Consider the following 20,911-nt stretch of genomic DNA (forward strand, 5'->3'; position numbering starts at 1 on the left):
AAGGCAGACCTCCTCTTAATTTCAAATTCTTACTATCAAATACAAAGGAAACCTGTTTACGAATAAAGGAGTTAATCCCTACTTCTCCTGCTGTTAGAGTGTGTTTTTTGGAGAGAGCTAGACCTTGCTTGTAGATACATCCGCAACACTTTTGAAGCGTCAGGAATAGTATAGTTCCCCAACTCAAAACGGGATACGGAATTGCGGTGAAACCTTAAAAGTTGGGCCATTTCGTCCTGGGAAAAACCCAGCAAGCCCTTTATTTCTCACCCTTTCTTCTCTTAGTTTATTATTTAGCACCATATTAATCAAGCTATTACAAGGCGAATACCTACTTACTAAAACGGAAAAATAGACGAAATTTTTGTGTGCATAATTTTCAAAACTAAAAAGTATGCTACAATTTTGTGTGCATGTTTTTCAAAACTGAAAAGTATGCTACAATTTACTGTGCATAATTTTCAAAACGAAAAAGTATGCTACAATTTACTGTGCATGTTTTTCAAAACCGAAAAGTTTGCACAATGAGTTGGATTTTTAGATTTTTAGAATATTAGAACATTGGATTATTGGATTATTGGATTTTGAATTAAGGGATGGCGTTTGTAGTAGCACGGTAGACTAATTTTTACTAGTGTAGAGCGCTATTAACCCTAAAATACAGCGCTAAAACTTGTTCACCTGTAGTGTTTTACTATTTTAGCTACTCCTTACCAAAAACAAATACCACAAAGTTTTATTGGAAGTTACCGCATGAGCCCCACTTAACGATTTAAGTAGGAGTAGGGTTGTATTTACTTGATAAAGTCAATCTTTTGCTTGTTACGTAAACCCAATAAAATAGTATCTTTAAAAGTAAGTATTGATGCTGTAGTTGTTTGTATAATGATGGCAGGTATAGCCAACATACGTGAGAATTAGTCACCTAGCGTGACGTTTAGGAATTGTAGTCTAGAACACACCGAGTACCCGAAGTAGCGCGCACTAATGAATCTAAATAAAAGGAAACAAGACTTATTTACCCGAATCTTGCGTCTTTTTGAGTTTAAAATCGTCATAACTTTACTATTTATAATTACAATCAAATGACAACAGCAGTTACTACAATATGGCTTGAATTTCACAAAGAATTGAGGGCCTTTATTTTAAACAAAACCCGAAATCCTGTCGATACCGATGATATTTTACAAGAAGTCTTTGTGAAAATCATCCACAATATTGATAAAGTCAATCATGCTGAAAATTTGCGGCATTATTTGTATGGAATTGTTAGAAATGCCATCAACGATTATTTTAGAAATAGAAAAACAATCCTTGACACTTCTGAAATAATAGAAAAAATAACCGAAGAAGAAACCCAATCTTTGAATACTACCATTGCGGAATGTTGCATAAAACCTTTTATCACTAAATTACCCAAAAACTACCGAGAAGCGTTGTTGATTACCGAGTTTCAAGATGTTTCCCAAATAGAATTGGCCGAAAAATTACAAATCTCCTATTCTGGCGCAAAATCAAGGGTACAACGCGGAAAAGAAAAATTAAAACAACTGATACAAGATTGCTGTGCTTATGAAAGTGATCGCTACGGAAATCTATTAGACTCCGAAAATAAAAATTTTAGTTGCACCTAATTTTTTGCGTCTTTTCACTCCAGTTGATGTCGTATTTACGCAGATGCTATTGTCTGTAATAATTTAATTCATTCACCATGAAAAAAGGAGTAATCATTGCCGTTGTTGCTTTGTCGACATCACTTGCCATTTATGCAGGTGTAAGTGCTCTAGAAGCTACTGCAAAAGCCGAAACCGAGTGTTGTCCAAAAGACATACAAAAAACGGAAACTAGCCCTAATTGTATTTTAATAGTTGAATTAATACCCCTAGTATCCCAATAAGTAAAGATAGTGGAGTATAAATTTGCGTATCTATTTTACCGAAATTCGTTTCTTTTATGCTTTTGAAGAAACCCACATATTTAAAGTCTCCTACCGCTCTTGCGATAAAAATTGTCGGGATTATCCAACCGGCATAGGCTAGCATCGATGCTGTTCCTTCAAAAACGATGAGTCCGGATTGCATCAGATACAAAAAACCAAATAAAAGAAAAACAAATCCGGCTATGAGGCAATGGCTAATTTTGGGATTTAGCACTTTCTGACCGTTTTCCTTGGTGGGCAATGTTGCCGCAAAACCAAGTTGTCCGCCAAAAGCCCAATAAAAATGAATACCTCCTAGCCCTATTAAAATGAAACTCATTAAAATGGATAGCACCATAATAGCCTGTATTTAGTTTTTTTTAGGTTGCATTATTTTTCTCAAGAGTCTAACCCAAAGACTCCATGCTGTTCTTTTTTTGTCTTTCAAGAAGTGATTTTCAACCTTGTCAAAGGCATCTTCAATATAAGCGTCGTGAATCCAGCGAATGACTAACAACCATTTAAGGGAAGCGATACCCGAAGTGGTCATCACGATAGTATGGGAAATACGGGTAATGTTGGGATCGATTTCTGAAATAATAAATTGGTGGGTTCCATCAAATCCTTTTAGGTCAAACTTGAAAACAATATACTCTTCCGGTTCATAGTGCTGCACATGGTATCTTATAGGACCATGACCGCCTTTGGAACCCACTTGTAAGCCTTTATCTAATTTCATTGGAGACCATTTGTGCGTGGCCAGCATTAAGTCGTTTTCCGATGCCAGTGTTTTAAATAGGGTAACAATTGCTGCTTTTGGTTGATGAATTTCTCGGCTATGACTATTGACTACTTTCATACACTTTCTTTATTGAATGATTTTCGGAAGTTTTCTTTTTTTACGCCATCTTGCTACTCCTATAAGAACAAGTAGAATGACAACTAATCCGATGAGCGCAATTTTCATTGACTTCCCTACCAACATACTAAACAGTAAGGTATCTACTTTTCCTGTTTTTAAAAATACCCAATCACTCGCGATTCTTGTTGCCAAATCGGGATTACCTGTTTCTAAAACTATGATACCATCACCGGTAACCGGATTAATTCTAATGGCAGTGTTTATAGCAGGATTGCTGCTTTTTCCGTCATGACCAAAAATATCCTCGCCATTTTCTATATCGAGGTAAAGCATTGTCCCTAAACCATAAATTGCTTCTCCCATTTCGCTCCAATGTCCTTCTCGAAGTAACTTCAGCGTTTCTGGCTTTATTTGTTGTCTGCCAATGGGTTCTCCGTTCTTTCCTATAAGGAAAATTTGAAAAAATGTTTCTAAATCTGATAATGTCGTGAACAGGGATGTAGCGGCTAATGAAGTGTAATAATGTTGCGGAGCAGTTGTTTTGTCAGCATTGTAAAATCCACATAAACGGCTATGGAGCGAATCGTTTACAATGTAAGTACTACTTTGCATGTTCAATGGCTTGAATACATTGGACGTCATAAATTCGTTAAAGGACTGACCGCTTCTTTCTTCTACAAGCAGTTGCAACAGGGTAAAACCTCCGCCAGAGTATTTCCAAGCAGTGTTTGGTGCTATTCCTACACGCACTTCACCGCTACTGCTTTTATCGGCATCTTTTGCCTTGGTTAGTGAAGCCTCAAGAGTTTGTATACTATTTTTATTTTCAAAACCATTATAGCCAAGTCCATCTGTTAAACCGGCTGTGTGACTTAGCAATCTTCGCACTGTTACGAGGTCGTTATTAAATTCACTCGGTGGTAATTGCCATCTTTTCAGGTATTGATTTACAGGAGTATCTAAATCGATTTTCCCGAGTTCTACCAATTTCATAACTCCTACTGCAGTAATAAATTTTGAAAGGGACGAAACTTGAAAAATCGTATTTCTATCCACAGGTTTATCATGAGAAAAGAAAACTTCTTTTTCTACAACGCCATCTTTCATGATAGCCAAGGCAAAATTACCCGCAAATTCTTTTTTAGTAGTCTGCTGGACGGCTGCAATGAATGACTCGGTGTCTTTGTCCTTCGTAATAGGGTTATGCCACCATCCATTCAAGAGACCATTTATAAAAACAATTGCCCATACAATAGACAAAACAAGGGCTACACAGGTGTATTTGATAAATCGCTTCATAGTAGTATATCTTTATTAAGGAATAGTTTGCTATTTGCCATAACTGGTTATTGGCTAAAAATCGGTTACTTTTTTACTTTTAATTGAAATATATTCCCTTCAGGGTCTTCTCCATCACAAACCCAATAGGGATAAGTATCCCATGACATTATTTCACCAAGCTTTATATTGTTTGATAACAAGTTTTTTCGGTAAGCAGAAAGATCTCCTTCAACTTCAAATACTATTTTGGTATTGTTGTCAAATTTAAATCCCTCTTGATTTTCATCTAAATACGCTGCTCCAATCTTATGCAGGCCTATAGTACAAGTACCAGCATTAAGCAATAGCCAAGTAGTCGGAATTTCTTCTACAACTTCAAGCCCTAACAGGGTAACGTAAAACGCTTTTAGATTGTCAATATTCTGAACAAATAGCAGTATCGAGTCGACTTTTACTTTCATGCTCGTACTATTTTTTAAGTTCCATAAACGTCTCTTTCAAACCGAGATTTTGCAAATATTCCATTAGTTGTTCCGCGTCTTGCCCGCCTTTTTCTGCGTGGTGTAGTAATGTAAATCCGTGAGGCCCTTGTGAGTGTAAAAGATTGGGGTATTCTTTGAGCATTGCTTTAACAATTTCAGTTTTCCCCAGCATGGTCAATACGAAAATATCGGTTCGCGCACCTTGTGCTATTAAAAAGTTGGCCGTCTCTTTTTGTCCCATGTGTGCCGCTGCACCAAGCGCTGTCTCAAAATCTCCTCCTCCCCAATCCCAGGCAGCATTTAGCAACAAAGGAGTGGCTTCTAGCATTTTTTTGACTTTGTCAAAATCCGTGTGCGCATCATTTACAAATTCGTAAACCATTTTAGGATTTAATGCGCCCGATACTTTTTCATTTTTAGCATGCAGAAAGCTGGGTACAAGAGTAATTCCTGAGGCCAAAAACAAACTCTTTTTTAAAAAATCTTTTCTAGTGGTTGGATTGCTCATATCGTATAATTAAATTAGTAACATTTTTTTCAATGGCAGTGAAGTTCAGAAAAACAAACTATTGGTCTGGGTTCGTTCCTTTTAAACCGTTTCGTAAATGTCAATCAAAAAAAACGAAATCCATTTGATGTATATCAAATTCGATTTTTCGGGTTTCGAATTCTGCTTAAGGTTTCAAGTGTAATACCAATGTAAGAGGCTATATACGTTAATGGTACTCGTTGAAGTATATCAGGGCGCATTTTTAGGAGACTCTCATATTTCTGTTGTGCAGTCTCAAATTGTAAAGAAACGATTCGATCCTGCAATTGCAGCATCGTTTTGGTTATCGCAACCCTTCCCAATCGCTCAAAACAATGATGTTGGTCTATAAGTATTTCTGTCGCCTCTCGTGTTATTTCTAAAAAAGTAGTTTGCTCGAGTAGTTCAATAGAGCAATGGCTTAGTTCGTTTTGATAGAAACTGTTTCTGGAACTTAAAAAATCGCCGTCAAAAGCAAACCAATCGGTAATTTCTTTCCCATCTTTATTATAGTAAGCTCTGACACAGCCGCTCACAATAAAATACAATTTATCAGCCAACTGTCCTTCTTTAACAATCAATGCTGCTTTGTCAAGATGTACTAAGTTACTGGCCTTTTTGAAGTCTATTTTACAGTCAGCCGTCAAAGGCGTATACTTTTCGCTAATGATTTCGATGGCAATGTCTACGTCAATCATATTTTTAATACTGTCTAACTTAAATTTTTGAACTCTTTTCAAAAGTTTTTTAAATCCTCTGTGATCAACCAACCATCGTTGCAGAAAATTTGATTTTGATTTGTATCGATTTTGATGAAAATGTAGAGCACTACCTGCACTACATCATTTTATGAAATAATAAAACTCTGGAATCCCGTTAGACCTCTGAAAATCATGTAATCTAAAGTTATAAAATTATTTAAAAAAAGATAAGACAACTAGGTTGTCTTATCTTTTTTTTTAGCAACAAGTAGACTTAGACTTTTCGGCAGTTGCGTTGCATCCGCATCCCGCTTCTCCTTCCGCCTTTTTGTCTTCATCTAATTTGCAACAAGCCTCTTCGTTACTTGTAGGAACACCTCCACAACAACCTGATGTTTCTTCTTTCTTAAGGTCACTTTTGAGATTGTTTTTCTCCAAAATTTCGATTGATTCTGTTTTCATAGTAAAATACGATTTAATGTTTATAAAAGTAAGACTATGATAATGTGATTTGGACGCAAATTGCTGCTTATTCGTAGAAAGACATAAGGAAATAGGGTGAGATTATGATATAAAAAATTTTAAGCATGGTCTTCCCAAAATTCTAGCAATCCGAATCGCCCTATCGATTTGTAAGAAATACTGTGAAACCACCAGTAATTCCATCGATTAAATACACAAAAAAACGACCAAAAGCACAAGTCATTTAGGTTAACAATTAGTTAATATCATTTTGAATTTTTTAGTTTTTTTATCTATATTTTTGTTGCTGTCAATAATCAAATTTAAACATTAATATCATGGTAAAACAGTACGTTAATCTTCCTGAGGTCACTACGACAATGACGCAGGAGATGAAAAAAGGCAGAGGGAATCTGCTTGGCGTTTTAATCCTCTTCTTGATGATGGGATGGAATGCTGGTTGGGGACAATCATTACTCGTTGATGATTTCTCAGGAACACTTGGTACAAATCTAACTGCCAATGGATGGGTAGCACATAGCGGTTCAGGGACTAGCCCTATTACAGTAGCTAGTCCTGGGTTGAGCTACACAGGATATGCAGGATCGGGTATTGGAAATGCCACTTCACCTTCAGGAAATGGTGAAGACATTAACAAATCCTTTACACTAACTAATTCAGGCAGTGTATATTGTGCTTTTATGGTCAGTACAGGTACTACAGTTAACACAACGGACTATTGCCTTCATTTCAGCCAAAGTGCCGGAACAGGGGCCGCTAATTTTTTTGGACGATTCTATATTCAAAAAGACGCTTCCAATAATGTGCGTTTCGGAGTAAGTAAAGGAACTGAAACTGCTGTTAATACAGCTTACTCCTACGCGCTCAACACCACGTATCTTATTGTTTTAAAATATACGTTTAACGCTGGTGCTACTAATGACGGTGTATCGCTTTTTGTGAATCCGGTACCAGGTTCAAGTGAACCTGCTGCTACCTTAAATACTGTTACAACAGGAACAGATGCTACTGGTCTTGCCGCTATTGCTATTAGACAATTCAGTACTGCCACTTTAGCTCGTTTTGACGGAATCCGAGTGGGTACTACTTGGGCTTCGGTAACGCCTGCTGGTATTTCAATTGCTAGTACTGGAACTCCCGCCTCTTTAAGCACTACCTATGGTACTGCATCAGGAACAACAAACTTTAGTGTTTCGGCTTCCGGATTAACAGCTGCTACGGGAATTACAATTACACCACCTGCTGGTTTTGAAGTGGCTACTACTTCTGATTTTTCGACCACTATCGGAACCAATGCTTCTCCTTTAAATGTTGGAGGTACCGGAACGGTTAGCAGTACTACAATTTACCTTCGACTAGCTGCCGGAATCGCTGCCGGAAATTATACGGGTAACATCGTCCTTTCAAGCGATGGAGCTTTAAGTGTTAATGTGGCTACAAATACTACAAACACTGTAAACACTATCGCGCTTACTATTAGCGGATTAAACGTTGTCGAGAAAACTTTTGACAATAATACCACTGCTACGTTGTCAGGAACTCCTGAACTAGTGGGTGTACTAACTATTGACCTTGCTAACGTTATTTTAGGAGGAACGCCAGTGGCTAACTTTGATACGTCAGCGGTTGGAGTAAACAAACCGGTTACAGTTACGGGCTATACTATTAGTGGTGCTGCTGCTCCAAATTATACCTTAACACAACCAAGCTTATTAGGTACTATCATATCTTCGGGTTTGTCCGATCAAACAATTACTTTTAATGCATTAACTCCTGTAACTTATGGAGTGGCACCATTTGCTTTAACAGCGACTTCTGATTCTGGTTTGACGGTTTCTTATAGTAGTTCTGATGAAAGTATAGCTACAATTAGCGGAAGTACCATCACTATTTTAGGTGCAGGAACGGTAACGATTACGGCTTCTCAAGCAGGAAACGCAAGCTTTAACCCTGCAACTTCTGTGAATCAAAGTTTAACGGTTAATCAAAAAGAACTTACGGTTTCAGGAGCAACAGCAAATGATTTAGTATATAATGCTGATACTACAACAACAATTACCGGAGGGTCTTTGGTTGGGGTAATCAATGCTGATGATGTAAGTTTTACTGGAACAGGAAACTTTGAAGATGCGAATGTTGGTGAAGACAAAACAGTAAATGGTAACTTATCATTAACTGGAACCAAAGCTGGAAATTACTTCTTAACTCAGCCTATCTTAACTGCTGATATTACACCAAAAGAGCTTACCATTTCAGGTATCTCTATCGAAAACAAAGAATATGATACTACGGATAGTGCTACTATTTTAGGAGTGGCTACTTTGAACGGATTAGAATTTGCAGATGCCTTTTCTGTAAGTTTAGGGGGAAGCCCAGTAGCTACTTTTGATACTGCTTCTGTAGGAACTAACAAGCCTGTATCCGTTTCAGGATATTCTTTTTCGGGGTCTACCAACTACTTTTTAACGCAGCCAAGCGGTCTTACTGCTGATATTACTTTGAGAACTATCAGTATTGTCGATGTAACTGCTGATAATAAAGAATATGACAGAACTACTGCAGCAACTTTATCAGGAACTCCCGCTTTATCAGGTGTACTTCCTGGTGATGAAGGGAATGTTAGTTTAGCGGGTTCGCCTACTGCCAACTTTTTAACAGCCGCTGCGGGTAACAACAAAACTGTTTCTGTTACAGGATTTAGCCTTTCAGGATCTTCTTTGGCTAATTATACATTGGGCGCTTTGAATTTGACTGCAGACATTGCGAAGAAAGATGTAAGTATTTCTGGTGCTACTGTAGCTGATAAAGGATATGATGGTACAACAACAGCAAGCATGACAGGAACTTTAGACGGTGTGATTACACCAGATGCGGTTACGTTAAATCTTTCAGCAGTTTTTGCTGACGCTCTAGTAGGCACTGACAAAGAAGTTACTTCTACAAGTACTATTACAGGAGCTGATGCTTCAAATTATAACCTACTGCAACCAAGCGGATTGACAGCTTCTATTACTGCTTCTCCATGTGTTGGAGGGACAAGCGGTGTTGTAACTTGGAATTTCGGAACAGCAGCTTCACTAACAGCAGCTCCAGCTAGCAACACTACAACTGGACTTACGATATCTAATGTAAGCAATAACAATAATCTAGGAGGTTCTGCAACTTTGTTGTCTACTACAAGTGCTTCCACTACGTATCCAGGATTTTCTGGTAATGGAAATGCAGGAGCAGCGGCTATTTCAGGTGCTTTAAATACCGCTACTTCAACCTATTTTGAGTTTACCGTAACACCAACCAATGGTAATACTGTCAGCTTAACCGGAATCAGTTTTGGTTCAAGAAGAACAGGAACAGGACCATTGAGTTATGCATTGCGTTCAAGCCTGGATAATTATGCAACTAATATCAATACCGCTGCAGGAGTTTTTGCAAACAATACCAACTGGGCATTACATACTCCTGCTATTACGGCTACTACTGCCTCTTCAGCACCAGTAGTATTCCGTTTATATGGCTATGATGGTACAGCCACAGCTCCTAATACGGTTACATGGAGAATAGATGATTTAAAATTAAATTTAGCAGTAGCTTTAGATTCAGGATTGTCTAATCCAGCCACCATTAATATATGTTCTGGAGATACCGTTTTCTTCATTCCTACTACAAATTTTTCGGGAGCTACCATGACTTGGACTAGAGATTTCGCTCCTGGCATCAGTAATCCAGCCACAACAACACCTCAATCAGGAAACATTAATGAAGTTTTATACAACGCTGTAGAATATCCAGTAGCAGCAGTTTATACTTATAAAATTACTACAGATACTTGTTTTCTTTTTGATTATGTAACGGCTATTGTTAATCCATTACCTGTTGTTACAGCTTCTAATGTAAGTGGCTGTTCAGGAACTCCTATTGCCTTAGTCGGAACACCTGCAGGAGGAGTATTTACAGTTGCAAATCCTTATACAGGACCAGACACAACTTATTCATATATTTATTCAGATTCTAATGGCTGTTCTAACGTAAGTAATCCTGCAACCATAACCAATACAGCGCAGCCACTTTGGTATTTAGATGCTGACGGAGACCAATATTTTACAGGAGCTGCGGTTTCATCATGTACTTCTCCAGGAACTGGTTACACTACTTCTGTTCTAGGAGGAAATGACTGTAATGATGCTAATGATGACATCTACCCAGGAGCCCCAGAGGTTTGTTGGAATGGAATTTTAGAAAACTGTACAGGTGTATTATCTCAAGGTTGTGCGGCGGTTCCAGTGAATATGACCCCTTCTTATAACAACACTACATTGGTATCGTTGGCAACAGCGGTTCCGGCAGTGGCTTATTCTTTTGGTGGTTTCACAAACATTAAATATCGTTTCTCTATCACTAATACTACAACAGGCGTAACAGCTCCGGATATTATCCAGATTTCTCGTTATGTAACGATTCCAGCAATTATTCATACGCATGGCGCTAGTTATACCATTACTGCTTCTGCAGTGATTAACGAGGAAATTGTTCCTTTTGCAGGAAATACGATTACGGTAAATTCTCCAGCAGTTCCAGTGATTACGTTAAGTACTTCAAGCTGTGGTGCTACTTTAACTACTTTAGCTTCTAGCTTAACCGCAAATCCTGGATTGAATGCTACAGGATATACCTTCCGTATTCGTTTGAACGATTCTAACCCATCACCAACTTATGGTTTCTCACCATCAGCGACTCGTTTTGTAGGAGCAAATACCTTTACAGGTTTCCCATTACAATACGGATCAAGCTACAGAGTAGCGGTTCAGTATACGTTTACTGACCCTGTAAGTGGTTTACCGGTAGATTCAGGTTATGGTGCAGAGTGTGTTGTAAATACACCTTCTATTCCGGTAACGAGTATGGCTTCACCTTCTTGTGGTGGCACAGTATCCGCTTTGAATGCTAATATGGCAGCTAGAGCAGCTTCATACGCTACAGGATATAGATTCCGTATCCGTTTGTTCTCAGACAATGGCCCAACGCCAACGTATTATCAGACAGCGGTATTACCAAGTCGTTTCTCATCATTGACAGCGTTCCAAGGTATCACGATTGCTTACAGTACAGAATATGCTATTTCAGTACAGTACAGCGTCTTGAACGGAGCTACAACAGAATGGTCTGCTTTTGGACCTGATTGTAAAGTGACCACACCATTCTTCCCAACAACAAGTTTGGTTCCATCACAATGTGGATTGTTAACACCAACGTCGTTGACGCAACAATTGAACATTACACCGTACCCAGGTTTCCCTAACTACAAAGTGTTGTTAGAAGAAATTGATGGTGAGACAGTAGTTACTTCAGAAGAAAGAGAGATTGTATATTCTAACTTTAAATTGAGTGATTTTGCTATCGCACAATTGGGTAAAAACTACAACATCTCTGTTGCTATCAAATTAAACGGTGTGTTTGGAGACTATTCAACTGCCTGTGATGTCTTTACCGCTGCGGAAAGCAAAGCGTTAATTCAGACTCCATTTACAGCTACGGCGTATCCAAACCCATTTGCGAACAACTTTATGTTGGATGTGAAAACAAGTAGCCAATCATCAGTAAGCGTAAAAGTGTACGATATGGTAGGTAGACTAATTGAACAAAGAGACGTTAGCGTTTCGGAAATGGAATCAACAACCATAGGAAATCAATATCCAAGCGGTGTTTACAACGTAGTGGTCGCACAAGAGGATACTATTCAAACGGTTCGAGTGGTGAAAAGATAAAGCTATCTTTAAATACTAATAAGAAAGACCTTCGATAACTCGAGGGTCTTTTTTTATTGAGGCAACTCCAATACACAACTACAGGAAAAGATTTTAAACCTTTTACCTAACATCAAAAGAGATAGGATTAAACGCTAGGAAAATCATCATGCCTCTTTTAACATATAAAACGAGAAGATAGTATAAACTTATATTTCCATGATTTTTAAAATATGGTAATTCTATAACATTAGTCTAAAATTTTATAAGGCTTTTGTAAAAAGGAATACCCATATTTGTATAAGAAAGACAATGCTGTTTGTCAAGAGAAGAAGCCTAAGCTCACCAAAATATGTTTTTTGGTCCTAACAATCACCATTGAAAATCACAATACAAAAACGCCTTAATTTTTTAATTAAGGCGTTTTTTTTTGATTATCTTTATATTTACTTTATCGCAAAATGTAAACATACTGTACAAAACAGTTGCTTACGATAAGGATTATAACAACTACTTAGTAGAAAACAACAAAAGTCACTAGGTAAGTTATAGAGCAGTCTCAAGTACTCTATAGCCTGAAGAATCAATACAATTAAATGGAACCCTAAATCAAAATAACACTATATCTCTCTGGCACCTTACCTAGAAAACTTTTTGGGGCAATCAAACAAACTTGGTTAAAGTATAGGATAGATTATCATAAACTTGAGGGCGAATACCGCATGGCCAAACGGCTGTGTGTCTTATCTTCAATAGTACTATCAGCGGCATTGTGCCTTACTGAGGCGATTCCCTTATCACAAGCAAAGTCACTGCCATATCTTTGGCTCGTACCAATAACCTGACCGTTAGAAGCCAATAGGTTAAAATATATTTTCCGGTCTTTGCTTACTCTTCGTTCAAAATGAGAGTCGTATTGCGAAAAACGTTTCACCGACTCGATGCCAGCCTCACAGTTGACTTTGCTAGTGTATCCTTCACTCGTCAAGATTACTAGTCCATTTTTAGATTTTAAGTTAAACTGATATTCACCAGTAAGTCTTTTGGTCATTACAAATTTGCCCATCCTGTTTAAAGTATTTATTCGTTAAAATGAATTTTAAAAGTAGTACCCTCGCCTACCACACTGGCAACACTTACTTTGCCTTGGAGTGCTTCTATTTGGTATTTGGTAATGTATAAACCATATCCACTGGAGTTTTCCTGTTGATGGAAGGTTTGGTTCAATCCGAATAGCGCATCACCATGCTTTTTTAAATCAATACCCAAGCCGTTATCCTTGATAGAAAGTACTTTCTTGCCCTGCTCAACAGCAAAGCTGAACTCAATCACAGGAAAACGGTCAGGGTGTGCATATTTGATCGCATTGGTACTGAAATTCAGCAAAATACTTTCAAGATACGCCGGATTGTGTACGACAAAGGCATTATCCGGAACGGTATTGATAAACCGTAGCTTGTCATCTATCGAATAACCATCGATGATGTTCTTTACTTTACGTAGGCATTCGTTCAGGTTTAGGGGCATTTTTGCTATATCCAAGTTATTCTGAACATAGACTATTTGGGACAAATCGGCTATCGTTTTATTCAAATCATTGGATACAGAGCGCAGATGATTCAAATTAATTCTGTTTTCTATAGGATCTCCCTCGGCATCAATAATATCCAACAACATTTTAATATTCCCCGTATAGGTATTGAGGTTGTGTGAAAAGGTATAAAATAAATTGAGCAACATATTATTAAGGTCACTGCTCCTAGCAATCTTGTCTGTTAATTCGACTTCCCAGTCTTTTGGAGAAGCGCTATAGGCTTGTTTATTGTTTAGTAGCATCGTATGGTTTGTATGATTTGACAGTATCATGTTACTGCAAATATAAATTCAACAAAACCAATAGCTTGTAGTACATCACAGAAGATTTTGTAGAATTGTTTCTACATCAACTGTCGGTAAAAAAGGCTAAAAAAAGTGCTACAACGCTAGATCACTTCCCTTCTTCAAAATACAATTGAAACAGTTCGATCAAGGCTGCGAGATTATCAATCTCCAATTTTTCGAATACTCTGTTTTTAAAGGTACTCACGGTAGTTTTCTTGATTTGTAGTAAATCAGATATCTCGAGGTTTCCGTAGCCTTTGATGAGCAGTCGGGCGACTTCAACTTCACGGATGGAAAGTTTTTCTAAAGGATTGATAGGTGTTTTGGAGATATAAGAATCTAAAATACGGTCTTTAATGATTTGTGTAACATATTTTCCTGTCGACATCATGCTTTTAATCGCCTGCTTGATTTCGTCTTCGGAACATCCTTTATTCAAATAGCCCGAAACTCCGGCGTTCAAATACCGCATGGCATAAATACCTTCATCGTAAGCCGTGAAGATTAGGATTTTCAAATCGGGCTGAAGACTCTTAACTTCTGGAATGATATTGATACTGTTACCGTCGGGAAAATTGATATCTAGTATTAGTAAATCAAACTTATTTTCCTTTACTGCGGTAAGCGTTTCTTTGAAGCTTCCTGCTGTTTTTATGGTAGCATTAGAAAACAACTCTTTCACAACTAAAGCGATTCCTTGCCGAACCACACTATGGTCGTCAGCGATTAAAAAAGTATAATTATTCAATAATTTCATGCTTACTAAACTAAATTAAAACGATTGGGGCATTTCGGCTATTCCTGTAGTAATATCAAATTAAAAGTTACCTGCGTCCCTTGTCCTGCTTGACTTTTGACGGCAATTTCACCATCAAACAATTCGATGATTTCTTTACAGATGTTAAGTCCCAAACCAACACCAAGATCATTTACTTTCTCAGACACTGTACCTTGATAGTACGACTCAAAGATATTCTTCAAATCGTTTTCTGCGATTCCTATGCCATTATCAGCAATTGTTACTTTTAGATTGGATTCGTAATCCGATAAAGGTTCATTATGAATTACTACGTCAATATACCCTTTTTCTGTAAACTTATTGGCATTTCCGATAAGATTGTAGAATAATTGATGAATCTTAGCCGTATCGCTATACACTATTTCCTCTTCTTTTAGATTGGAGGTAATCCGCAAGGTATTGCCTTTGGTTTGTACCAATGATTGCATGGAATCTAAAATCTGATGAATTTCGGCTTTTAGATGGATGCTTTTAGATTGTAAGGTAAGCTCGTGTTGTTCGTGTTTGGAATATTCCAAAATCTGATTAGACAACAATAGCAGCGAATTGGTCGTAAATGCTATCGACTTAAAGGTTTCTTGAAGTTCGGGTTCTTTTACTGTCGCGCTAGCCTTTTTACTATACATTGAAATAATGCTCAGAGGCGATCGAATTTCGTGGCTAATCATTCCGGTAATCCTATTTTTAAAATTTAAACTTTGACGGATTTTTTCCTGAGCTAAGGTCAATTGCTTTTCATATTCGAAGGCAATTCGAGTGAAATTGAATAATATTACAGAAACCACAAACATCAATAGGATAAGAATAATTACCGAATAACTTCGAACGGCTTTGTTTGTTTTATATTGATTTTCCAACTGATGCTGCCCATTAGGTAATATGTTGGCATTGCCTTGAGCGTATTTGCTCGTTACATTTTGACTTAGGCCCAATAATTGATTGTTGAGCTGCATCAGTCGCAAGTCGTTGCTCCTCAAGGTTGAAAAAGACTTCTTTAGTTGTGCAAACTCTTTAGCATAATAATCGTTTGTAATAGCAACTGCATGGGCCAATTGCTCGTCAATATTACCAGTAGTAACTTTGTCTTTATACTGCATCGTAACCACTGTATTGACATATTCTTTTTGAATATTAGTTCGGTTAGCAATGGCATCACCCAATCGGGAGAAAAGCCCTTTACGGGAAGCACTATCTACCTTAACATAGGAGTCGGTTTTGACATCGTCTAAAAACTTTTTGGTTTCAAATTCTTTGAACTGAAAGCTGTTGGAAAAGTTACTGTGCTTCACCTGACTTTCTATTAAAGAATCTATAGATGCTTTGACAGCAGTGATATCAGCTAGTAGTTTTTGCTTCTTTTGAAGTAAATTCGTTTTAGAATCTTCCTCATTTTCATTAGCATTTGGAAGGCTGTCTAGTAAGCCTCTGACATCGTTCAAGGCAGTCGCATAATTTTGTAACGCTGCTTCGTCTTTATCAGTAATGTAAGTATTGAAATAACCTTGTGCTCTAACCATAGAACTATTGACCCGATTGACTTTACCGGCTGTTACCATTTTGTCAAAAGCTTCAGCAAGCTTTGTTTCGTTATACCAAGTGACAATAGCAATAAGTTGCAGTAGTATTATAGCAGCTAGCAACGTGTAGTGCACTACTTTTCTATGCTCAAATCTTAGTTTTTTCAAATAAAAAGAAATTTGATAAGCTTTTTTTCTGTTAAATCTATTGTTCTTATTGAATGCTTTGTTCGTCTAAGTACTACACCCAATTATCACAAACATCCCCCAGAATTTATAGAAGCTTAGGTTATACATAAAATGACCAACTCCTTTTTGAAACAGATGTCCACGAGTATATAACACTCCTTGTCAACATCTTCACTTAGTGAATTAACAGAACTAACATTGCGGCATTAAAATGTTACAAGAGATTTGGGGTAATTTCTTTTAATTGCATTCCGTGATTTCTAAAAGAGTTTTTAAAAACACTTCCCGTATTTACTACTCCATTTGGGTAGAAATACTTAGCAAATGTAGCATTCTTGCAATACAATCAGCGTAGTACAAAGCAATTCTTTCTGTAGAATAAATTCTACATGACGTAACCAATTGGTATTAAATTAAATTGAAAGCAAATTGTTTTTACTGACCCTTAAATTTTGGTATTATTTTTAACATGAAGACTTTCCAAAATAATACCCGGAAGATCATTAATTTCTACTAATGACGTGGGCTTTTTTAGAAACGTAACCATCGGGTGATCAAGATACTTACTTTGCTCTAAAAAATTGATTTGTGTAGAGATTATAAATTGATGCATATTAGGTGCTAAACCACTTTCTAAAATTTTCTTCAAAACCTCCGTTCCTGTCAATATAGGCATGTACATATCGATTAGTAATAAATCCGGAATGTTTTTTTTAATCATAATTTCCTTTACAACCTCAATACCCGAATCAAAGCATTGCAATACTTCAAAACTTTCATTTTGATTGAATAAAAATTTAAGGATTTCTCTGTCGTCCTCATCGTCATCAGCAATAAAAATTGTAAAGGGCTTCATGTAGTTTCTGTTTATTTGGAGACTATAAAATTCCGAAAAAGAGTTATTGAAAATGTTATATAAATTTTGGTAGTATTTACAAGATTATGGACTCTTTTCAATTATAAAACATTATAAAACATAACGCTAATACAAAATATAGTACCTCCGAAATTTTACCTACACTTTTGGAACGGAAGGAAGTAAATCGACTTTGGGAATTCACTAGCACAAAAGAAATCAGTAATTTTACAGCTATGAAAATCGAATCATTTCCAGCTTTATCCAATCCGAAAGCTACAGTGCTTTTATTGGGAACTATGCCTGGTGCAATGTCGCTGGCATTGAAGGAATATTATGGTCATCCTCGGAATCACTTTTGGAAGTTACTAGCTACGATATTAGAAAAAACACCTTCTGATAGCTATGCCATAAAAAAAGAATTGCTGTTGGAAAATCAGATTGCCGTTTGGGATGTTTTGCAGCATTGTGAACGTCAAGGAAGTTTAGACAGTGCCATTATAAATGAAGTGCCCAACGATTTTACAACTTTTTTAAAACAACATCCAAATATAAAGTTAATAGCATTTAATGGTCAAAAAGCGGCACTTTTTTTTAAAAAACATGTCAAAGTACAGCAGTCTTATGAATTTTTGACATTATCTTCAACAAGTCCGGCCAACGCCAGTAAGAGCTTCGAGCAAAAACTAAAGGAATGGAAGAAAATCAGAAACTACCTTAACGCATCATAGAGAAATGGGCTTTAAAAGTTTGCCATACCAGTTCGCCTTTTTCGTTAAAATCTTTAAATTCTACTAAAAACCAATAATCTGTTGATGGCATCATTTTACCGTTGTAAGTACCGTCCCATCCAGGACTTTGCGGACTTAATTGTTTGATCATTTTACCGTATCGATCAAAAATGCTAATCTTAGCATTGGGCTTGGTATCAAAATAATAAATATTCCAAAAATCGTTAAATCCATCACCATTTGGTGTGAAATAACTAGGATAGCCTAATACCATAACTGGTTTGGTTACATCGGTACAATTATTCACATCGGTAATTGACACCGAATGGATTCCCGGCTCCAATTCGGTAAAAACATTAGAGGCCTGAAAAGGACTACCGTCTACACTAAAAAGATAAGGACCCGTGCCACCACTAACCAAAATCGTAAGGGTATTGTTTTCTACAAAAGTATTAGTCACATAGGTCATGAAATCTTCCACTGTTACCGCAGTGCTTATGGTTGCTACAGCAGCTGGCGAAATACATCCTGTTGCAAGGTTCGTAACCAACACCGAATAATTTCCAGCCAAAGTGGTAGTGTACTGATTGGTTATAACATTGGGAACAACCGGAGTTCCATTTAAAAACCATTGACAACTATACTGTGTATCGCTCAAACCAGTATCCAATACTGCTGGCCTGAAAACAACTCCACGAGGGTCTTCACATACTGTCTGATTAACCACTACTGGCTCTGGCAAAGGAAGCAATGTTACAAAAGTACTTACTGGTAGCGGTGTACACCCTAAAGTATGCGGTATAGCATATACTATTTCGTGAGTTCCTGCAATGCTAGCACTTGGAGTGATAGACCCTGTATTACTATTAACGGTAACTCCAGCAGGAGCTGAATAAATTCCACCTACATAGGCCGCAGTCCCTGTCAAGAGAACAGCTTCAGGGGTTGTAATTGATAAACAATAAGGGTCAGCATAACTTATTGTGGCAGTGGGTAATTCTGTTATAGATACGTTTGTACTAACGGTAAAGGATGAGCAGCCACCAAGAGCCGGAATAGTGTAATCAACCGTATAATTACCGGGTGTAGACAACGAAGGCACTACCTCTCCAGTGGCGGTATTAAGTTGTAAACCTGATGGATTAGAGCTATAGAAACCCGTACCAATGATTCCTGTTCCTGTCAAGTTAACAACTTGCGGAGTTGTCAATGAATTACAAAATGGAGTAGCATAACTTATTGAAGCCGTGGCAGCCTCAATTATAGTAACAGTAGTTGTATCGTCAATAGAAATACAAGCAGCGCCTTGCGGAACACTGTAAGTAATCGTATAATTACCTCCTGAACTTAAATTCGGTCTTATAGCTCCTGTTGTAGCATCGATAGACAATCCAGGAGGAGTTGCTGTGTATACACCTCCCGTAAAGAGTCCGACACCCGTTAAATTAACCGATTGTGGGAAGTTTATCAAATTACAAAACGAGGGTGTACTATAAGTAATTGTGGCTTGTGGTGCTAAAGAAATGGCTACTGAAGTAGTTACAGGAGGGACAGTACAACCATTAGAAGTAGGAATAGTGTAAGTCACAATATAAGAACCAGGTACGCTGGTACTTGGCGTAAATTCTGCATTCAGTGGATTAAAGCTTAATCCGGGAACATCAACACTGTAAGTTCCTCCTGTATAATTATCAGTTCCGGTAAGTGTTATCGCTTCTAAAGAAGTATTCGAAGTACAAAAATTAAGAGCGCTGTAGGCTATGTTGGCTGTTGGTGCACTATAAACTGTAATGGTTTTAGTGGCAGTAGTGGTACATCCAAAAGCGTTAAATGTGGTAAATTTAACGGTGTATGTTCCCGTCCCAGGAAATGAGTGTGTTGGGTTATGATCTGTCGAAGTTGTTCCGTCTCCAAAATCCCATAAATAACCATCTAACAAAGTTGGATTACTTAATACAGTGGTATCTTGAAAAACAGCATTGTTAAAACAAGTATTAGTCATCGTAAAATCGGCCGTGGGATTTTCTAATTGCAACACTGTAGAAATAACCACAGTACATCCAGTAACCGATGTTAGTGTACACGAATAATTTGTACCCGCTGCCGGACTGGTTACTGTAATCGATCTTGTTGTGGCGCCATTACTCCACAAATAGCTACTAAATCCAATAGGAGCTACAAGTTCAGCGGCAAAGGAGCTTGAGCAAAACGTTGCCCCAATTTGCAAGGGAGAACAATAAGCATCAACATACGCATAACCGAAATGAGCCCCAGGAGAACAATCTCCTGTTTCAAATTCTATAACTATTGTCTGACCCATATAAGCACTCAAATCTAACCCAACAGTAGTCCAATCGCGATACACCACATCTCCATTGGAATTCGGACAAGATTGAAATCCAGCCAATCCGGGAGCAGCAACAACTGTGTAGACACCACAAGTAGGATCAATAAGATTTCCGCTTGAATCTAAAACACGGACCTGAAAACGGGGTTGCTCTGTGGGATCATGACCAGGATCTTGGAGTACTACAGCATATTTGTATATAAACAATGAGGAAGATGGTGTAACTACTACACTGTAGGCAAGAGTTTCAGCCTGAGCTCCCACTTGATCGTTCCCTACTCTTGCAGAGTAAAGTCCACCAGGAGCTACAACTGTAACAGTATTACAAGTATTGGGATCCGTTGCTGTACCACTCATTATGGTATGTCGCCCTGTAACAATTCCGGATGGAGAAGTAAATATCGGACAACAGTTTCCAACTTGCCCGCGCCAGCCAGCCAGTGTCCCTGATTCAAAATCGGAATTCGGACAAGAACTTTGAGAATAAATCTTTGTGGAGAATATTACTAATAGAATGAGTAAAACAATAGGTAAATATTTCCTGAAATCTAAGATAGTAGTTTGTCCCATAAATTATTAATTAAAGAAAGCTAC

At 37.6% G+C, this 20,911-nt stretch carries 17 protein-coding genes; 3 read left to right on the plus strand and 14 right to left on the minus strand.

Annotated features, from left to right (window positions below):
• Positions 1-71: 71 nt before the first annotated feature.
• Positions 72-254, minus strand: coding sequence for a hypothetical protein (locus ACULEU_RS10270; RefSeq protein ID WP_445452496.1), 183 nt, complete (start codon positions 252-254; stop codon positions 72-74).
• A gap of 831 nt (positions 255-1,085) precedes the next feature.
• Between ACULEU_RS10270 and ACULEU_RS10275 the strand changes: the two genes are divergently transcribed.
• Positions 1,086-1,634 (plus strand): sigma-70 family RNA polymerase sigma factor, encoded by a 549-nt coding sequence (locus ACULEU_RS10275; RefSeq protein WP_445452497.1) that lies wholly within the window; start codon positions 1,086-1,088, stop codon positions 1,632-1,634.
• Positions 1,635-1,850: 216 nt separating this feature from the next.
• Here the strand turns inward: ACULEU_RS10275 and ACULEU_RS10280 are convergent, their stop codons facing one another.
• The 7 genes from ACULEU_RS10280 to ACULEU_RS10310 all read right to left on the minus strand — a co-directional run bounded on the left by ACULEU_RS10280 (position 1,851) and on the right by ACULEU_RS10310 (position 6,235).
• On the minus strand, positions 1,851-2,276 hold the full coding sequence (locus ACULEU_RS10280) for a DUF3995 domain-containing protein (RefSeq protein ID WP_445452498.1): 426 nt from the start codon (positions 2,274-2,276) through the stop codon (positions 1,851-1,853).
• 12 nt (positions 2,277-2,288) lie between these two features.
• Positions 2,289-2,777: a hypothetical protein gene (locus tag ACULEU_RS10285; protein ID WP_445452499.1), complete on the minus strand. Its 489-nt coding sequence runs from the start codon at positions 2,775-2,777 to the stop codon at positions 2,289-2,291.
• 9 nt (positions 2,778-2,786) lie between these two features.
• Complete coding sequence (locus ACULEU_RS10290) at positions 2,787-4,079, minus strand: serine hydrolase domain-containing protein (protein WP_445452500.1); 1,293 nt, start codon at positions 4,077-4,079, stop codon at positions 2,787-2,789.
• A gap of 65 nt (positions 4,080-4,144) precedes the next feature.
• Entirely contained in the window at positions 4,145-4,522 is a 378-nt protein-coding gene (locus ACULEU_RS10295) for a VOC family protein (protein ID WP_445452501.1), read from the minus strand.
• A 7-nt stretch (positions 4,523-4,529) separates the two neighbouring features.
• Positions 4,530-5,051, minus strand: coding sequence for a hypothetical protein (locus tag ACULEU_RS10300; RefSeq protein ID WP_445452502.1), 522 nt, complete (start codon positions 5,049-5,051; stop codon positions 4,530-4,532).
• A 134-nt stretch (positions 5,052-5,185) separates the two neighbouring features.
• Positions 5,186-5,770, minus strand: coding sequence for a Crp/Fnr family transcriptional regulator (locus ACULEU_RS10305; protein ID WP_445452503.1), 585 nt, complete (start codon positions 5,768-5,770; stop codon positions 5,186-5,188).
• Between the two features lie 261 nt (positions 5,771-6,031).
• Positions 6,032-6,235 (minus strand): hypothetical protein, encoded by a 204-nt coding sequence (locus tag ACULEU_RS10310; protein ID WP_445452504.1) that lies wholly within the window; start codon positions 6,233-6,235, stop codon positions 6,032-6,034.
• 338 nt (positions 6,236-6,573) lie between these two features.
• On the opposite strand from ACULEU_RS10310, the gene ACULEU_RS10315 reads away from it, so the two are divergent.
• The gene (locus ACULEU_RS10315) at positions 6,574-12,018 is read left to right on the plus strand and encodes a YDG domain-containing protein (RefSeq protein ID WP_445452505.1); all 5,445 of its coding nucleotides are present in this window, start codon (positions 6,574-6,576) and stop codon (positions 12,016-12,018) included.
• A gap of 676 nt (positions 12,019-12,694) precedes the next feature.
• Here the strand turns inward: ACULEU_RS10315 and ACULEU_RS10320 are convergent.
• The 5 genes from ACULEU_RS10320 to ACULEU_RS10340 form a co-directional block, all read right to left on the minus strand.
• Positions 12,695-13,048 (minus strand): YegP family protein, encoded by a 354-nt coding sequence (locus ACULEU_RS10320; RefSeq protein ID WP_445452506.1) that lies wholly within the window; start codon positions 13,046-13,048, stop codon positions 12,695-12,697.
• 29 nt (positions 13,049-13,077) lie between these two features.
• On the minus strand, positions 13,078-13,833 hold the full coding sequence (locus tag ACULEU_RS10325; protein WP_445452507.1) for a sensor histidine kinase: 756 nt from the start codon (positions 13,831-13,833) through the stop codon (positions 13,078-13,080).
• A 151-nt stretch (positions 13,834-13,984) separates the two neighbouring features.
• A complete protein-coding gene (locus ACULEU_RS10330) occupies positions 13,985-14,635 on the minus strand; it encodes a response regulator (RefSeq protein ID WP_445452508.1) in 651 nt (216 codons plus the stop codon).
• Positions 14,636-14,673: 38 nt separating this feature from the next.
• Positions 14,674-16,362 carry a sensor histidine kinase gene (locus tag ACULEU_RS10335; RefSeq protein ID WP_445452509.1) on the minus strand — a complete coding sequence of 563 codons (1,689 nt, stop codon included), beginning with the start codon at positions 16,360-16,362 and terminating at the stop codon, positions 14,674-14,676.
• Between the two features lie 466 nt (positions 16,363-16,828).
• The gene (locus tag ACULEU_RS10340) at positions 16,829-17,239 is read right to left on the minus strand and encodes a response regulator (protein ID WP_445452510.1); all 411 of its coding nucleotides are present in this window, start codon (positions 17,237-17,239) and stop codon (positions 16,829-16,831) included.
• A gap of 236 nt (positions 17,240-17,475) precedes the next feature.
• On the opposite strand from ACULEU_RS10340, the gene ACULEU_RS10345 reads away from it, so the two are divergent.
• Entirely contained in the window at positions 17,476-17,970 is a 495-nt protein-coding gene (locus ACULEU_RS10345; protein WP_445452511.1) for a DNA-deoxyinosine glycosylase, read from the plus strand.
• Here ACULEU_RS10345 and ACULEU_RS10350 read toward each other — a convergent pair.
• Positions 17,957-20,887: a T9SS type B sorting domain-containing protein gene (locus ACULEU_RS10350; protein WP_445452512.1), complete on the minus strand. Its 2,931-nt coding sequence runs from the start codon at positions 20,885-20,887 to the stop codon at positions 17,957-17,959. The two genes, ACULEU_RS10345 and ACULEU_RS10350, sit on opposite strands and share 14 nt — an antisense overlap.
• Between the last annotated feature and the right edge of the window lie 24 nt (positions 20,888-20,911).

It is taken from the genome of Flavobacterium sp. 25HG05S-40, from assembly GCF_052654735.1.

Bases quoted from the DNA above. Each gene is read 5' to 3' on its own strand.
- ACULEU_RS10275 (WP_445452497.1), top strand. From the start codon at position 1,086: ATGACAACAGCAGTTACTACAATATGGCTTGAATTTCACAAAGAATTG.
- ACULEU_RS10280 (WP_445452498.1), bottom strand. From the start codon at position 2,276: ATGGTGCTATCCATTTTAATGAGTTTCATTTTAATAGGGCTAGGAGGT.
- ACULEU_RS10285 (WP_445452499.1), bottom strand. From the start codon at position 2,777: ATGAAAGTAGTCAATAGTCATAGCCGAGAAATTCATCAACCAAAAGCA.
- ACULEU_RS10290 (WP_445452500.1), bottom strand. From the start codon at position 4,079: ATGAAGCGATTTATCAAATACACCTGTGTAGCCCTTGTTTTGTCTATT.
- ACULEU_RS10295 (WP_445452501.1), bottom strand. From the start codon at position 4,522: ATGAAAGTAAAAGTCGACTCGATACTGCTATTTGTTCAGAATATTGAC.
- ACULEU_RS10300 (WP_445452502.1), bottom strand. From the start codon at position 5,051: ATGAGCAATCCAACCACTAGAAAAGATTTTTTAAAAAAGAGTTTGTTT.
- ACULEU_RS10305 (WP_445452503.1), bottom strand. From the start codon at position 5,770: ATGATTGACGTAGACATTGCCATCGAAATCATTAGCGAAAAGTATACG.
- ACULEU_RS10310 (WP_445452504.1), bottom strand. From the start codon at position 6,235: ATGAAAACAGAATCAATCGAAATTTTGGAGAAAAACAATCTCAAAAGT.
- ACULEU_RS10315 (WP_445452505.1), top strand. From the start codon at position 6,574: ATGGTAAAACAGTACGTTAATCTTCCTGAGGTCACTACGACAATGACG.
- ACULEU_RS10320 (WP_445452506.1), bottom strand. From the start codon at position 13,048: ATGACCAAAAGACTTACTGGTGAATATCAGTTTAACTTAAAATCTAAA.
- ACULEU_RS10325 (WP_445452507.1), bottom strand. From the start codon at position 13,833: ATGCTACTAAACAATAAACAAGCCTATAGCGCTTCTCCAAAAGACTGG.
- ACULEU_RS10330 (WP_445452508.1), bottom strand. From the start codon at position 14,635: ATGAAATTATTGAATAATTATACTTTTTTAATCGCTGACGACCATAGT.
- ACULEU_RS10340 (WP_445452510.1), bottom strand. From the start codon at position 17,239: ATGAAGCCCTTTACAATTTTTATTGCTGATGACGATGAGGACGACAGA.
- ACULEU_RS10345 (WP_445452511.1), top strand. From the start codon at position 17,476: ATGAAAATCGAATCATTTCCAGCTTTATCCAATCCGAAAGCTACAGTG.
- ACULEU_RS10350 (WP_445452512.1), bottom strand. From the start codon at position 20,887: ATGGGACAAACTACTATCTTAGATTTCAGGAAATATTTACCTATTGTT.